Here is a 14,698-nt window from a genome sequence, read left to right on the forward strand (position 1 = left end):
GATGGCCGTGCCGCGTAGGCATCGCCACCCCGTAAGCCCAGACGTACTTGGAGCATCTTCCTTGACGCACAACCAGCACCTGCCCGACGACACCCACACCGAGCCGTCTGCGTTTTCGCAGTCACCTACGCTGACGGAGCGTTTGCGTCGGGCGTTCGGACGGGCTGCCCCTGGCGGAGCCAGTAGTACCCCGAGTCCGACTCAAGGCCGGTCTTCGGGGGTCTCCGCCCCAGGGGTGGCGGAGACGGCCCAGCGCCAGGGGGCGCCGGACCAGAAGGTCGTGACCGAGAACGGCCCCGACCCGGACACTCTTCACGCCAGCCAGCAAGCGATCCTCCGCCCAACACGCGCCGCCGCCCTCGCCGTCAGCGAGCCCGCTGTGCAGAGCGTCCAGCCAACGATCCGCCGGTTCACCGGCGACAAACGCACCAAGCGCGTCGGCCCCATGCGCTTCACCGATGACGAGCACACCAGCCTGCGCGAGGCCGCAGCCGAGCACGGCTACAAGGGCGAATCCGGGTTCGCCGCCGACATCGTCCTCGCCTTCCTCGACGGCCGCTTCACCGCGAACCTCCCCCTGTCCGAGGACCGACGCCGCACCCACATCTTCCGAGCCCAGGTTCTGCGCGCCCTCAACCGCACCGGCGTCAACGTCAACCAGATCGCCCGCGCCCTCAACAGCGACTACACCCCGCCCGACATCCGGCAGCGTCTCGACGAACTCCACGACCTGCTCACCCTCATCGCCGCGGCCCTGCGCGAGCCCACCCACGCAAGGGTGGTCTGATCCGCGTGATCGCAGCCATCAAGCCCGCCGGCTCCAACACCCGCGGTCTGCTCGCCTACCTCTATGGTCCCGGCCGACACGATGAACACCTCGACCCACACCTCGTGACCGGATTCGCCATGCTCGGCATGCCCGACCCCGGCCGCGACGAGAACACCACCCTGACTCAACTCGGCCACTACCTCGACGAGCCCGTACTCCTGCGCAACAGCGAGTTCGGCAAGCCCGTCACCGACCACGTCTGGCACTGCCCCGTCCGCGCCGCACCCGAAGACCGCTACCTCTCCGACACCGAGTGGGGCGAGATCGCACAGCGCATCGTCCGGGCAGCCGGCATCGCCCCCGACGGCGACGACCTCGCCTGCCGATGGATCGCCGTACGCCACGCCGACGACCACATCCACATCCTCGCGACCACCGTCCGCGAAGACGGCCGACGCCCCAAGCTGCACGACAGCGGCATCCGGGTCGGCGATGCGTGCCGGGAGATCGAGAAGGACTACGGGCTGCGCCGCTTGACGAAGGGCGACCGCACCGCCACCCGGCGCCCCACCCAGGCAGAGATGCACAAGGCCGAGCGCCTCGGCTGGGAGCAGACCAGCCGTGAGTGGCTCCAGGACCGCATCCGCGCAGCCATCCCACACGCCACCAGCGCCGAACAGCTCCTCGCCTACCTCGAAGCCGACGACATCCTGGTCAAACCACGCCGCGGCCCCTCTGGAGATCTCCTCGGCTACGCCGTCGGCCGACCCGGCGACCTGAACAAGGACGGCCAGCAGATCTACCACCCCGGCGGGAAGATCGCCCCCGACCTTTCTCTGCCCAAGCTGGAAGCCCGCCTGGAGACCATCACTCCTGAGGAACACCCCACCGCCCGTCGCAACCGACACACCACTGCCTGGCATCAGGCCACCGACGCCCTCGACACGCTCCACACAGAGCTCACCGACACGAGCGCCGGGGACAGCGGGGACGCGCGGGCTCAGGCGCACATCACCGCCCTGGGCGAACTCATCGAAGCCACCGCGCAGAAGACCCACGCCAACCTCCGTGGCCAACTGCGTTCAGCCAGCCGGTCCTTCGCCCGCGCTGAACGCTCTCAAATCCGGGCCGAAGACCGCACCGCCCGCGCTCTACGGACCGCAGCCCGTGACATCGTCAACACAGCCAGCGGCCCCGACGGCAGCGCCCTCGCAGCCCTGACCGCCGCACTCGTCTGGGCCGCCATCCTCGCCGGACGCTGGCACGAGGCCAAGGGGCACGCCCACCAGGCCAACGCCGCCCGCCAAGCCGTGCAGCACCTCGAGGCAGCCGCCGACGATGCACTCGCTCCGACGCTCACAGAACTCGAAGCCCGCCGCCCCACGGAGGAGGCCCGTCACACCCTGGCCAGCGACGTACGCGCGGCCGTTCCCGAGCACGCCGAGCGAATCCTCGCCGATCCCGGCTGGCCCGCCCTCGCCACCGTCCTTGCCGACGCAGAAGCCGGAGGCCACCAGCCCCACCAGCTCCTCAAGGAAGCCGCCGCGCGACGAGAACTCGGCACCGCCCACAGCCCCGCCCGGGTCCTGATCACCCGCATCCAGCACACCAGCCGCAACCCCGCACCCAACCGCCGCGCCGAAGCAGCCTGCCTGCGAAGCACCAGGGCAACGGGCGTCAGCGCTCCGCCCCCCGACACCTGGCCGCTCAAGGCGACAGCCGCTCCCGCCCGCCGGCCGGGGCGTCCCCTTGGCTGATCTCGAAGAGGAGCGCCCGATCCCAGAGCTCCACCTGGCTCTACCAAACCCAACCGCGGAGACTTCCGGTCAGGCTGTCACCTCAGCCGGGGCCGAGACCGGTGGACGAACCCCAGTCAGCTCTTCAGCACGGCTCAGCAGGAGAGGCGCGAGCTCTGGATAGAACCCCCGAGCCACAGCCTGGAGCATTTCTGCGAGTGCGGCGAGCTCACCGATGCGGCCGGCGGGGGAGTCGAGGACGTGGGCGAACTGACTGCGGATTCGAGTGGCCACGAGTGGCACGCGAAGGCTGTACGCGTGGAGAAGGCCCGGGTCGTACCCGACCGGCACGTGGCCCCAGCGCTCCCAGTCCAGCAGGGTCAGCGGCATTCCGGTGAGGTTGCCCCAGTGAAGGTCACCATGACCAGTGACGCGCTCAACCTTTGACGGGGCGGGGATGCCCAGGAACTGGGGGAAAGCCCGCTCGATCCACTGTTGCCTCACGGTCTCCTTCCTCCCGTCCACTTCCGCCAGGCGGTCAAGAGCCTGTCTCAGCAGGCCCCACCACTGCTCCGGCAAGGCCGGATTACTGGTGAGGTCCGGCCTTCGAGGTGAGATGACTGGATCCTCTACAAGGTCGAGTACCTCAGCCTCGAAGGAGTAGTCCCCTTCAGCCCAGTCATACGTTCCATGGAGGGCTGGACGCGGCACGTCACGCGGTACCAAGAGGTCCGCTCCGACGATCCCTTCCCCGTGCTTGCGCCCGACGTTCTTCACCAGACTCCGGCTGACACGCAGCCAGTAGGCGCCCGACTGACGGCCCAGAGTGAAGCCCCCGAAGCCCCACGCCAACGGCCCCGTGCAGGTCAGGCCGACCGCTTCTGCAGCCGTTTGGTGAGCGGCTTCCATCAGCGCTCGCGTGGCCTCATCCGGTGGCAAGTTCATCGGTCACTCTCCTGAGCTGTTCGCGGGTGAGGGGCGCGGCCAGGGCCTTTGCGGCATCGTCCCAGTGACCAAGGCTGCTGGCCGAGGTCAACACGACGTCCAATGCCGGGCAGGAAGCGGCAGCCAAGAGGCCGGCGGCACCAGGCGAGAGGCCGGGGCGTATCAGGTCGATCACTTCGGGTGTCATGGCGTCGAGGAGTTCGCCGCCGTGCAGGGGTGCCGAGGCGAAGGTGAGCATGCCGGCATCCTGTGCCTCGACCAATGCCCCGCCTCCATCGAGTGCTTGGGTGATCGGAGCGTCCATGATCAGGCTTACGGGCATCTGGATCCCGATCAGATGGTGGCCTTCCGATCCCGATGCCTCCCGGGCAAGGGTGACCAGCTCGGGGACGCTGAAGGCGCCCTCCCGGAGACCTGACCAGGTGGCCACCCCGTAGCCGCCGATCCGGCGGAGTTGCACGAGCCCTTCGAGGACTGCAAACGCTTCTCTCAGGCGCCCGTGCAATGCGGCGCGGTGTCCGTTGCGAGCGGCTCGCTCGGGATTATGGACGAATACCAGGTCCACGCGGCCGAGCTGTTCCCTGGCCTCCTCCACCTGTTGGCAGACGAACCGGGGATCGAGGCTGTGCCCGACGGCGGCATCCTCGTCAGTGAGGACGCCGAGCGCCATGGCCGTCTGAGCCTGACTCCTTGTGAAGAAGCCAGTCTTGGTGGCCGTCTGCGTGGAACCAGGGTGCTCCCGCAGGACTGGTCCGAGGCGCTGTTGCGCCATACCGTCCGCGTAATTCGGTGCGGTGTCGATCCAGGGAGCACCGGCCCGCAGAGCGATACGGGCCGCCTCGCACACGTCCCGGACCCGATAGGTCCCCAGGGACAGGGCCGCCGTCACAGGGCAGTCCCGACAACAGCTACTGCCTGTCCCTCGACGAGGACCGAAATGAGCGCGGCCACGTCTTTCACTTCCAGCCCGGCACATTCAGCGAGATCGCCCAACGTGGCCGACCGGCCGAGAAGCAATCGGCGCAGGATCGGCGCGGCCGACTGGGCAAAGTCCCAAGCTGTGCCTGCCGCCGAGAACGTGACGGTGTTGTGCCCGTCGTTCTCAGCCACACGGCTCCGCGGAGCAGTCAGGCGTACGGAGATCTCCGGCCGTGCGGGAAGCCCGTCCACGTAGGGCAGGGAGGGGATCGCGTGCCCGTGGTCGGTGGTATCGATGGACTCCGCCCACCGTTCGACGAGCCGGGGGTCGGCCAGCTCATTCAGAAGTTCCCGGCGCATCGCGACGAGATAGTCCGTCTGGTCAGGCAGCGAGGCGAACCTCGGAATGTCCTTGCGCAACGCGAGGACGGATCGAAGCTGGTCCACGACCCAGTGGAGCAGGTCCGCGCCTGTGTGGGAGACGAGGCCGAACGTCAGGTGCAGCGAATCCGTACCTTGGTCGGCGGTGACCGCGTGCCACCAGCCGCGTGGCAGGTAGAGCACGTCACCGGGCGCCAGGACGAGGTCTGCAACCGGCTCGCCCTCGGGCTTCTCCGGCGACTCGACATCGCGGAACGTCGGAGCCTCGCGAGTGGATCCGTACAGTTGCCATCGCTTGGAGCCATGCACCTGGACCACGACGACATCGTGGTCGTCCCAGTGGAGCCCGAAGCCCTGCCGCTCCGTCCAGGAAGCGTAGGCATTGACCTGCACGGGGGTGCCGAGGAAGCGTTCCAGGCCCTCAGCAGCCATCCCGACGGGCGGGTGGATTTTCTCTACCGAGTCCAGGACGAGTGAGGCGCCGTCCTTGAGCTGGGCGTGCAGTTCGGCCGGCAGGATGCGGGACCAGGTCACCGCGCGGCGGGTCGTCGTCGGGGCCGCGTATTTGTGTACAGGGACCATCTCGCCGTCCACCGAGAGCCTTAGCCGGGGCGGCTCCAGGCGCTGAGTGGCGATGATCAGGTTCAGGTCGTCCCAGGAGAAGAGGCCCGCCGTGTCGGCGGCACCGGGGAAGAGAGCGTAGGAGCGGTTGTACGTCTGGGCGAGGAACGTGTCCCCGCCCAGACGCCCCGCCCACGAGGCAGCATCAAGCATCGTGGGCGGCCCGATCAGTCGTTGCCGTCGGAACGGCCGCCACTGACGTCGGACTCCTGCTCGGTTCGGGTGCGAGCGGCCACGATCTTCCGCTTCGCCACGAGCAAGCCCCCCTCAGCGGCCACTGAAGCAGTGTTCTCTACCATCATCGAACTTCCCTCTCTACTTGGGGAACTCCCACCGGAGGCCCGGCAGGACGACTGGAGTCGGGTAGGCCGAGAGCCGCTACGACGTGCTGTAGATACCGGCGGCGAACAGGCCCAGCGAGCCGACGATCAAAGCGACGTACAACGGCCCTGCAAACCGGCCGATCCGGCGCTGGACCCACCGCGACAGGGCATCCACTAAGCCGACCCCGGCTCCGCCACCCGGCGAAGCCCGCGAGCCGACACGGACGGGCCCACGCAACGCGCACACTCGCACGGAGGGAAGCAGCCCGGGTTCGAGAGGATGACGAAGGGGTCGCCCTCCCGCATAGCGGTCGTCTGTGACCATGAACGTCCGGAGTCGCGGGACACGCGAAGCGTCATCAGAACGCGGCTCTCGCCCGCCGGGTCCGCCGCCCGCGAGGCTCCTTCGTATCCGCGCCCCTCAGCATCACTGCGATTTGCCATGTCCGCACCCTTCCGCAGTTCCTGGCCCACCTCGTTTGCGACAACACCCAGGAAACCGCGCATAGTCGGAGGTCTCCACGGCATCGATGCGGCACTCTTGACGCAGATCCGTGCACAGGCTCCGAAGGGGCCGAAGCCGCGGGAAGGGGGCGCCATGGGACTGGCAAAACGACGCAAGACCCTGGGCTACAGTCAAGAAACACTGGCCCAGTTACTCGGCGTGGACCGCACAACGGTCGGGCGCTGGGAAAGCGGCAGGATCGACCCGCAGCCGCCTCAGCGGCGAGGCTTGGCCATCGCCCTGGAAGTCAGCCTTCAAGAGCTGGAAGCCCTTCTGACACCGCCACAAGCCGCTGGCCAGGAGCTTGCCGGGCACCATTCCAGCGACCCCCCCGAACGCGGGAGACTCTGACGAAATGATCCGCCGCGAATTCCTCCGCATACTCACTGTCAGCGGTGCGCTGACCGTTCTGCCGACCGACGAGGCAGAGGCGCTCACGGAGGGCGTCCGCAGGGGGATGCCAGCCGACTTCACACGAATGAACAGTCACCTTTGGCAGGTCTACCAACTGGCGCGCTCAAAGGGCTCCGTCTACCCCGTTGTCCGCGACCAACTGGCCACATTGAACGAGGCTCTGGCAGGCAACCGAGGGGGCACACGCCCACTTCTGAACGCGGCTGCCGACCTCTTTCAATTGGCCGGCGAGGTGGCCTTCGACGGAAGCCGTTACTCCGACGCCGCTGCTTCGTATTCGCTAGCGGCTGCCGTCAGCAAGGATGCCAAGGCGTATGACCTGTGGGCGTGCGCACTCGTTCGCCACGCCTACGTAGACATGTCTGAGCAGCACTATCGCCAGGCCGCTCAGATGCTGGGTGCAGCTGAAAGGCTGGCCAGCCGGGGTGACAGCAACCTCTCGACCCGGCATTGGGTCGCTTCTGTCCAAGCCGAGGCGTATGCGGGCCTCGGTGATCTGGCCGCGTGCGAGCGGGCGATGGACCAAGCGGAGACCGTCCGCGAACTCACTGCGGAGAGCGTCAACGGCGGATGGCTCCGTTTCGACGGTGCACGCCTCGCCGAGGAACGAGGCTCCCGCTACGTGCAGCTGGGCCGACTCGACCTGGCAGAGGACGCCTTGAAGGATGCCCTGGAGCAGACGGCCTTGGCGTCAGGACAGTCGTACCGGCGGCGCGGAGCAGTGCTTACCGATCTGGCCGCCATCGGCGCTAAGCGGCGAGACCCCGAACAGGTGGTGGCCTACGGAAGGGAAGCCATCAGCCTCGCCCGAGCCTCAGCATCCGGGTACGTCGCCCGTAGACTCCGAGACCTGTGCGACGAGTTCGGTCCACTGAGCCGCGACCACCGCGTGGCGGAGCTGGGGGCCGAGATCGCCACGCTGAGCACGCCGTGACGAGAGGGGTAGGCATGTCGCAGACCGAAGGTGCACGACTGTTCCGGGAAACCTGGATCGCCGGAGTGCACCAGCACTTCCCCGGAGAGCCGAAGGCCGGCTACATCACCCCGTGGGACGACACCCCACAGTGGGAACGTGAAGCCGCCGGATCGGTCCACGACCAGGTACGGCAATTCATCGAGGTCAGCAACGGCCACACGTCGAAGCTCTCCCGCGAGCAGAAGAGCCGTTTCGTCGCCACGTGCTGGACCGCCCAGATGTTCAAGCACTTCGAGGACCCAAAGCCCGGGTATGTCGCGGACTGGCCCGACCTGCCGTCCTGGCAGCAGGAAACAGACGCCGACATCTTCGAAGCCATCGAGAAGGCGCACCGCTGACAACTCGGAACACTCCTCGGTGGTCAGTCGAGTGGCCTGCCAGCTCGGGTGCTCGCTACTACTCTCTGATCGGCTTCGCCGACCACGTAAGCAGCGGCACTGGAGAGCCCGTGGCGGCCTTGGTGCTTCCGGAGATTACATGGCCAATACCGTCGCCGACCACATCACTGCCGCACGGCATGCCCTGGTGCACCCTCAGCGGGATAACGGCGGGGCCGGACCAGGTGACCAGTTGAGGCGAGCCGAGGTGTAGGTGCGTGTGAGGCTGCCGTTAACGTAGCGGCACCCCACATGGAGTGCCGCTACCGTCAACGTAGCGGCACCCCTCATGGCGCGCTATGAGCCGTCGATCAGTTTCTGTACCTCTGGCGGAATTTTCGAGCCGGAGTAGGAGACGACGAGCACGGCGTCACCAGGTGAGTCTCCGACTGCGATGGCCATCCTAGGGGAGAGGCCATTGACCTTGTAGGCAGTCTCCGTGGTGCCCGCCCCCCCTGCTTCGTCCTTGCCGCCGATGTCGTCACACGGCGGCTTGACGGCAGTGCCGAGTTTGTCGGATACCGTGAAGTCCACGTTGGCGACATCCCGGTATGTACGCCCTTGGTAGGTGAACTCGAGCGCGCAAGATCCCGACCCTTCGTCGCTGCTGGCATCGGCCCCGCATCCGGCCGCTGTCATCGCTAAGAGCCCTGCCAGTAGCAAACCTGTAGATCTTCCGGCCCAGCTCATGGACATCCTCCTTCAGTAGATGCTGCGAAGAGCGAGGATGTCGCCCTTGCCCAGGGTCCTTGCCTTTGTCGTGCAGGTGAATGAGTTCGTGTACATAGTGAGGTTCTCGTGTCCGGATTTGACATGACTCAATCCGAAGATGTGCCCGGCTTCGTGCGTGCCGACGGATCGAATGTCGTACTTGTTTGAGCAGCCGCTGACCGGCTTGTTCGTAAAGTCGTAGTCGTGGGTGTTGAAGCGGACGTCGGCCTCGCGGAGGTCATTTTTGACGCCTGGCATGGACCAGGTCCATGAGCAGCTCGAGGCTACAACGCCGGACTTGAGGTCCCCTGCGTCCCACGTGCTCAGTTCGTCGCGATCGGTGCACTGGCCTGTGCTGTTGATGTCTGCTTCATAGGTTGTGGGGGCCCTGTAGTTGTGTTTCGCGGGGACCTGGTCGGTGTAGCCACAATTGTTGTAGCTATCGGTGATGTTGTCGATGGCGTCGTAGAATGCCCACATTGCGTCTGTGCGCGACAGGGCGCCGGGCATTCCTCCGTCACCGATCCACCACTCGTAGGAGCCGTATTCCTTGCGATCTGCTGTGGCGTAGGCGCCATCGCTGCAAGCCCCTGGAGAGGCCGTGGCATCGACATCTGCCACCTCGACATCCTCCGGCGCGGAGGGGTCAGCTGCATCTGCGTCCGCCCCATCAGACTCCTGCGACAGGTCCCTGGCAGTAATCACTGGGTTTGACAGGGCATCAGGAATGTCGGAACCCGCAGTGGAGGAGTCCGTAGCTGTGTCGGTCAGGTTGTAGGAGACCTTGCCGTTGGCTGCGACCTCCAACGTGAACCCGTGCGTCTCGCCGCTCGTCGTCAGTGCGTCGACACTCACGGCCGTGCCCGGTTCGGGAACAGTCACACCGGTTCCGTCGTAGGTGACGATGCGGCCGACTGCCCCGCAGTCGATCACGGAGGCGCCGGCAGGCAGGTCAGTGGGGCTCAACGCTCCTTCCTCAGGAAGGTGGCAGACGGTCGCCCCGTCGGTCCCTGTAGTGGTCGCCTGCGCGCTACCGGCGACCCCGGATACCGAAGCTAAGAGCGCGAAGGCTATGAACGATCTACCTATGAATTTCAGGCTGTGCCCAGTCATTCTCCACCCCCAGGTACTCCCGGCAAGCGGGAGACGATCAGAACAGGAGGATGGTAGTCACAAGTCCTTCACAAGATCCTTCGCCGGGTCTGCCGCACGAACGGGTGACATCTGAACTGGCTTGCCGTGTAGGGCAGGTGGGAAGGATGTTGCTGTGCCCAAGCCTTATCCCCAGGAGTTCCGCGAGGACGTCGTGCGGGTCGCGAGGAACCGCGGCCCGGGCGTCACTGTCGAGCAGGTGGCCGCCGACTTCGGCGTCCACGCGATGACGTTGTGGAAGTGGATGCGCCGCGCCGACATCGACGACGGCACGAAGCCCGGGGCGACCAGTCAGGAGAGCGTGGAACTGCGGGAAGCCCGTCGGCGGATCAAGCTGCTGGAGCAGGAGAACGAGGTTCTGCGGCGGGCGGCGGCCTATCTGTCGCAGGCGAACCTGCCGGGAAAAGGATCTACCCGCTCGTGAAAGAGCTGGCCGCAGGCGGAGTGCCCGTCACGGTCGCGTGCCGGGTGCTGAAGCTCGCCAGACAGCCCTACTATCGCTGGCTCGACGACCCGGTGACCCCAGCCGAGCTCGCCGAGGCGCATCGCGCACACGCGCTGTTCTCCGCCCACCGCGACGACCCGGAGTTCGGCTACCGCTTCCTGGCCGACGAGGCCCGCGACGCCGGCACCGACATGGCCGACCGCACCGCGTGGCGGATCTGCAGGAACAACCAATGGTGGAGCGTGTTCGGCAAGAAACGCGGCCGGACAAAGAAGGCGGGCCCGCCCGTCCACGACGACCTGGTCAACCGGGCCTTCACCGCGACCGGCCCGAACCAGCTCTGGCTCACCGACATCACCGAACACCCCACCGGCGAGGGCAAGCTGTATCTCTGCGCGGTCAAGGACGTCTTCAGCAACCGGATCGTGGGCTACTCCATCGACGCACGGATGAAGTCCCGGCTGGCCGTGACCGCCCTGGACAACGCAGTCGCCCGGCGCCAGGACGTCGCCGGGTGCATCCTGCACAGCGACAGAGGATCGCAATTTCGATCAAGGAAATTCGTCCAGGCCCTCGGCCGCCACCGGATGGCCGGCTCGATAGGAAGAGTCGGAGCAGCCGGTGACAACGCGGCCATGGAGTCCTTCTTCAGCCTGCTGCAAAAGAACGTCCTCGATCGCCGCACCTGGGCCACCCGCGAAGAACTCCGAATCGCGATCGTGACCTGGATCGAACGGACCTACCACCGACGCCGCAGACAAACAGGACTCGGCCGACTCACACCCGTCGAATACGAGACCGTCATGACCACACCGGCCCTTCAGGCCGCGTGACTGAACCTGTCACCTGAAGGTGCAGCAGACCCGAGGTCCGGATCGCGATCGTGAGTGACAACTTCTCACCGCACCTGACCACGAAGAGGTGCCAGCGCGTCGGCACCTGGGCTGCGGCGAACAACGTCGAGATGGCCTACACCCCGACCAACAGCTCCTGGCTCAACCGCATCGAGGCCCAGTTCACGGCCCAGCGCTACTTCACCCTCGACGGCACCGACCACGCGGACCACAAGGAACAGGGCAGCATGATCCGCCGCTACATCATCTGGCGGAACAACCACGCTGCTGACCAGCGCCTCCGCATGGTCGTGGCCGGAGCGAATGTCGCCTGAACCCGATCTCGTCGGCGGTCACTACTGCCGGTCAGGCCACAGTCCGTCCGGCACCACGGTTGCCTGGGTCTGAGCGGCCAGCCATGTCTTAACCTCGTGCCAGGCGGCCTGTTCCTCCGCCGCGGTGCCCCACCACCAGGTGAACGGCGAGTCGTCGGACGTCAACTCCTCCCGCCACCAGCCGACGCTCTCAGTCAGATGGTGGCGGGCGACCGTGCCCCTCTCCACCTCCCAGCGGGCGAGCCACGGGGCGACTGAGGAACTCGCGGTCACACAGCTCTCGAAGACCTCGCACGCCGGGGTCGGTGGCGACTCCACCCGCAGGGCCTGTGTCCACCACGCCTCCAGGAAACCGGCCACCGCCCCAGCCTGCTCGCGGGGCCACCGCGACCAGCCCGCCGCGGCCAGTCCACGAGCCATGAGAGTGGACTCGACCGCGCCCTCGGCGAGCACCACGACGAGCTGCGGCAGGACCCGACGGATGATCGCGGGCTGGTCGTCCCAGTGGAAAGGATCTTTCTGCGCGACCCGGCCGACAAGATCCGTCGGGAGACGGACGTCAGGAGTCCGCAGGAGCTCGACCTCGACCTCATCGAAGCACCGGCCGCACACAGTCTCGTCCGCTTGGGCCGTCATGCCGCCGAAGGTCGTCGCGACCCTCGCCACCGCAGCGGCAAGGACATCGCCATCTGGAGAAGTCACCGTGCACCCCATCAAGACTCCAGCAGGCTGCCCCAGCCGAAGAGAGCGACGCTACCAGGCGACAACCCACCCATCAGAACAGGGCGGACATTGCCTGATACGGGACTAGTTGAGCGTTCGGTGCCGGATGCGTTGTGGGTGTTGTTCCGGCGGGTCGTACAGCCCACAGAGGTGAGGCGTCCGCAGGGCGGGGGCAGGCGTCGGGCTGGTGACCGTGAGGCCCTGGCCGCAATCGTGTTCGTGGCGACGTCGGGCTGCACGTGGAGGCAGCTTCCGCCGGTTTTCGGTCCGGCCTGGCAGACGGTCTAACGGCGGTTCGCCAAGTGGAGCGGGGACCGGGTCTGGGCCCGGCTCCACCGTGTGGTCCTGGACGAACTCGGGGCGCGGGGTGAGCTGGACTGGTCGCGGTGCGCGATCGACTCCGTCAGCGTCCGGGCGGCAAAAGGGGGCTTCTGAGGGGACCGAATCCGACTGACCGTGGCAAGTTGGGATCGAAACCATCTGGTCACCGACCGGAACGGACTGCCGCTGTCTTTGGGTATCGCTGGCGCCAACATGCACGATCGTCAGGGCCTGGAACCGCTCGTGCGCGGGATCCCGCCCATCCGATCCCCTTGTGGGCCCCGCCGCAGGCGACCGGGGAAGCTGCACGCGGGCAAGGGCTACGACTACGACCATCTGCGGCGATGGCTCCGCAGGCGCGGCATACGTCACCGCCGCGCCCACAGGGGCGTTGAGCCTCCGCCCGGCTCGGCCGCCACCGCTGGGTCGTCGAACGAACCGCTTCCTGGCTGGCCGGCTGCCGACGCCTGCACCGCCGCTACGAACGCAAACCCGAGCACTTCCTTGCCTTCGTCGGCATATCCGCAGTCCTCATCTGCCACCGATCAGTGCCTGTGTGCCGGATGATTCCCGAGCTCATAGTTCTTCGTCGTGTTGGTACAGCTCGGCGTCGTCGAGTCGGCGCGTATTGGCTGATAAACGATCACGTGCCCGGAGTGCGTGAGCGCTGCGTGAGCGGACGAGGCGGCACCGGATGGATCGGGTGGTACGCGTAGCGGGCGGTTCAGGTCTCCTACCTGGGGAAACGGGATTCACAGACACCGCCCAGCACCACTCGGGATGATCTTGCAGGCCCTCGTAATGCGTAGGTCTCGGGTTCGAATCCCGAAGGCGGCTCGGATCAGCCCCAGGACTCACTCGCCGTGACCTGGGGCTTTTTCATGTCCGAACCCCGCGGCCCGCTCCTGTCGGCGGGACGCCCGGAGGCGCCGCGCATCCCGGTGGCCGGGCGGTGGCCGGCAGGGGAATACGGTGGGTCGGCGCGGGATCTCCACGGTGCCGTCCGGCAGGGGCTGATGTGTATGATCACCGCCCGGGCCGGTCGGCCGGCATTCTGCGCCGCTGCAATGGAGCCGATCAGCAGGGTGTTCTGGAGGAGACGGCGGATGACAAGCCCCATGGGCGGGGAGATACCGGGGCCGGCAAGCGAGAGAGCCGTGCTGACGGCGCCCCCGGTACCGGAACGGACGGTTGCGCCCGCGCCCGGTCGGGACGGCAGGGATCCCTTTTTCGACAATGCCAAGTTCCTGCTGCTCGTCCTGGTGGTCTGCGCGCATTTCTGGGCCGACTGGATCAACCACAGCGATGCCGTCAGGTCCGCGGCAGCCTGGGTCTACTCCTTTCACATGCCGGCCTTCATCGTGCTTTCCGGCTACCTCTCCCGCAGTTACACCGGGCGTCCGGATCAGGTGAAGCGCCTGATCACCGGGGTTCTGGTCCCGTACCTCATCTTCGAGACCCTCTACGCGCTGGTCCGGCAGTACGTCCTCGACGAGGGCGAGATCGACATCACGATCCTCCAGCCCTGGTTCGTGTGCTGGTTCCTCGTCGCTCTGTTCATCTGGCGGATCACCACGCCTGTCTGGCGTGCTGTGCGGTGGCCGGTGGCCGTCGCTGTCGTGATCTCGATGCTTTCGGGCCTCACCAGCAATGGGAACATCCTGCAGTTTGCCCGGGTGCTCCAATTCCTTCCCTTCTTCGTGCTGGGCCTGCAACTGCGCCGGGAGCACTTCGCATGGCTGCGCTCCCGGCATATCAGGGTGGCCTCGGCCGTGGTGATGTGCCTGGCTCTGCCCGTCTCCTATCTGGTGGCGCCGCGCCTGAACGACTGGGAATGGTTCAGCTGGCGGCACGACTACACCGAGCTGCACGTATCGCTTTCCTTCTGGTTCTTCATGCGGATCGCGCTGTTCGTTGCCGCAGTTGTCATGACGGCGGCGTTCTTCTCTCTCGTCCCGAACCGCAGGACATGGTTCACGGTCATGGGCACGCGCACCATGTACGCCCTTCTGCTGCACCCGCTGCTCTACCGTGCGGCTGTCGACGCGGGGGTCTACTCCCGGCTCGATTCGCCGTGGGGCAAGGTGGCGCTGACCGCCGTGGCCGCCGTTGTCGCCGTCGTGCTGATGACCGCTGTGGTGCAGCGGATCTTCCGGCCTCTTGTCGAGCCTCGCCTGCAACGGCTCATGTCCTGAGTTCCCGGGGGCCGGGGG

The 14,698-nt window shown here is 66.7% G+C and carries 13 protein-coding genes and 2 pseudogenes; 9 read left to right on the top strand and 6 right to left on the bottom strand.

What is annotated here, in order from left to right; translation table 11 throughout:
• Positions 1-235 precede the first annotated feature (235 nt).
• The gene (gene mobC, locus OG959_RS20725; protein ID WP_326660538.1) at positions 236-787 is read left to right on the top strand and encodes a plasmid mobilization relaxosome protein MobC; all 552 of its coding nucleotides are present in this window, start codon (positions 236-238) and stop codon (positions 785-787) included.
• Positions 788-792: 5 nt separating this feature from the next.
• Positions 793-2,526: a relaxase/mobilization nuclease domain-containing protein gene (locus tag OG959_RS20730; protein WP_326660540.1), complete on the top strand. Its 1,734-nt coding sequence runs from the start codon at positions 793-795 to the stop codon at positions 2,524-2,526.
• Positions 2,527-2,595: 69 nt separating this feature from the next.
• On the opposite strand, the gene OG959_RS20735 is transcribed toward OG959_RS20730, so the two are convergent.
• Genes OG959_RS20735 through OG959_RS20745 form a run of 3 tightly spaced genes read right to left on the bottom strand, consistent with a single transcriptional unit; the run spans position 2,596 to position 5,523 of the window.
• The gene (locus OG959_RS20735) at positions 2,596-3,450 is read right to left on the bottom strand and encodes a phosphotransferase (RefSeq protein ID WP_326660542.1); all 855 of its coding nucleotides are present in this window, start codon (positions 3,448-3,450) and stop codon (positions 2,596-2,598) included.
• Positions 3,431-4,426, bottom strand: coding sequence for an aldo/keto reductase (locus OG959_RS20740; protein WP_326660544.1), 996 nt, complete (start codon positions 4,424-4,426; stop codon positions 3,431-3,433). Before OG959_RS20740 ends, OG959_RS20735 begins: the two co-directional genes overlap by 20 nt.
• Complete coding sequence (locus OG959_RS20745; RefSeq protein ID WP_326660546.1) at positions 4,336-5,523, bottom strand: JmjC domain-containing protein; 1,188 nt, start codon at positions 5,521-5,523, stop codon at positions 4,336-4,338. The genes OG959_RS20740 and OG959_RS20745 overlap by 91 nt, the downstream gene beginning before the upstream one ends.
• Before the next feature lie 768 nt (positions 5,524-6,291).
• Here OG959_RS20745 and OG959_RS20750 point away from each other — a divergent pair.
• The 3 genes from OG959_RS20750 to OG959_RS20760 are packed head-to-tail and all read left to right on the top strand — an operon-like array spanning position 6,292 to position 7,926.
• Positions 6,292-6,549: a helix-turn-helix transcriptional regulator gene (locus OG959_RS20750; protein ID WP_326660548.1), complete on the top strand. Its 258-nt coding sequence runs from the start codon at positions 6,292-6,294 to the stop codon at positions 6,547-6,549.
• Positions 6,550-6,553: 4 nt separating this feature from the next.
• Positions 6,554-7,546, top strand: a complete 993-nt coding sequence (locus OG959_RS20755; protein ID WP_326660550.1) for a transcriptional regulator — start codon at positions 6,554-6,556, stop codon at positions 7,544-7,546.
• A gap of 14 nt (positions 7,547-7,560) precedes the next feature.
• Positions 7,561-7,926 carry a hypothetical protein gene (locus tag OG959_RS20760; protein ID WP_326660551.1) on the top strand — a complete coding sequence of 122 codons (366 nt, stop codon included), beginning with the start codon at positions 7,561-7,563 and terminating at the stop codon, positions 7,924-7,926.
• Positions 7,927-8,262: 336 nt separating this feature from the next.
• On the opposite strand, the gene OG959_RS20765 is transcribed toward OG959_RS20760, so the two are convergent.
• Entirely contained in the window at positions 8,263-8,655 is a 393-nt protein-coding gene (locus OG959_RS20765) for a DUF6281 family protein (RefSeq protein WP_326660553.1), read from the bottom strand.
• 12 nt (positions 8,656-8,667) lie between these two features.
• Positions 8,668-9,642 (bottom strand): matrixin family metalloprotease, encoded by a 975-nt coding sequence (locus tag OG959_RS20770; RefSeq protein ID WP_326660555.1) that lies wholly within the window; start codon positions 9,640-9,642, stop codon positions 8,668-8,670.
• 301 nt (positions 9,643-9,943) lie between these two features.
• Between OG959_RS20770 and OG959_RS20775 the strand changes: the two genes are divergently transcribed.
• Together OG959_RS20775 and OG959_RS20780 are read left to right on the top strand one after the other, a co-directional pair.
• Positions 9,944-11,106, top strand: a protein-coding gene (locus tag OG959_RS20775; protein ID WP_326660557.1) for an IS3 family transposase whose coding sequence is annotated in 2 segments (ribosomal slippage) — positions 9,944-10,228 and positions 10,231-11,106 — 1,161 coding nt in all. Because the reading frame shifts where the segments join, the coding sequence is not laid out codon by codon here.
• Between the two features lie 29 nt (positions 11,107-11,135).
• Positions 11,136-11,441 (top strand): annotated as a pseudogene (locus OG959_RS20780) (IS630 family transposase); the annotation flags it as partial.
• A 21-nt stretch (positions 11,442-11,462) separates the two neighbouring features.
• Here OG959_RS20780 and OG959_RS20785 read toward each other — a convergent pair.
• Positions 11,463-12,077 carry a hypothetical protein gene (locus OG959_RS20785; RefSeq protein ID WP_326660559.1) on the bottom strand — a complete coding sequence of 205 codons (615 nt, stop codon included), beginning with the start codon at positions 12,075-12,077 and terminating at the stop codon, positions 11,463-11,465.
• 156 nt (positions 12,078-12,233) lie between these two features.
• On the opposite strand from OG959_RS20785, the pseudogene OG959_RS20790 reads away from it, so the two are divergent.
• Positions 12,234-13,036 (top strand): annotated as a pseudogene (locus OG959_RS20790) (IS5 family transposase); the annotation flags it as partial.
• 555 nt (positions 13,037-13,591) lie between these two features.
• The gene (locus tag OG959_RS20795; protein ID WP_326660561.1) at positions 13,592-14,680 is read left to right on the top strand and encodes an acyltransferase family protein; all 1,089 of its coding nucleotides are present in this window, start codon (positions 13,592-13,594) and stop codon (positions 14,678-14,680) included.
• Positions 14,681-14,698: the final 18 nt, after the last annotated feature.

It is taken from the genome of Streptomyces sp. NBC_00385, from assembly GCF_035917155.1.
Taxonomy (GTDB): Bacteria; Actinomycetota; Actinomycetes; order Streptomycetales; family Streptomycetaceae; genus Streptomyces; species Streptomyces poriferorum.

Bases quoted from the DNA above. Each gene is read 5' to 3' on its own strand.
- OG959_RS20745 (WP_326660546.1), bottom strand. From the start codon at position 5,523: ATGCTTGATGCTGCCTCGTGGGCGGGGCGTCTGGGCGGGGACACGTTC.
- OG959_RS20795 (WP_326660561.1), top strand. From the start codon at position 13,592: ATGACAAGCCCCATGGGCGGGGAGATACCGGGGCCGGCAAGCGAGAGA.
- OG959_RS20750 (WP_326660548.1), top strand. From the start codon at position 6,292: ATGGGACTGGCAAAACGACGCAAGACCCTGGGCTACAGTCAAGAAACA.
- OG959_RS20785 (WP_326660559.1), bottom strand. From the start codon at position 12,077: ATGACGGCCCAAGCGGACGAGACTGTGTGCGGCCGGTGCTTCGATGAG.
- OG959_RS20765 (WP_326660553.1), bottom strand. From the start codon at position 8,655: ATGAGCTGGGCCGGAAGATCTACAGGTTTGCTACTGGCAGGGCTCTTA.
- OG959_RS20735 (WP_326660542.1), bottom strand. From the start codon at position 3,450: ATGAACTTGCCACCGGATGAGGCCACGCGAGCGCTGATGGAAGCCGCT.
- OG959_RS20740 (WP_326660544.1), bottom strand. From the start codon at position 4,426: ATGTGCCGGGCTGGAAGTGAAAGACGTGGCCGCGCTCATTTCGGTCCT.
- OG959_RS20755 (WP_326660550.1), top strand. From the start codon at position 6,554: ATGATCCGCCGCGAATTCCTCCGCATACTCACTGTCAGCGGTGCGCTG.
- OG959_RS20760 (WP_326660551.1), top strand. From the start codon at position 7,561: ATGTCGCAGACCGAAGGTGCACGACTGTTCCGGGAAACCTGGATCGCC.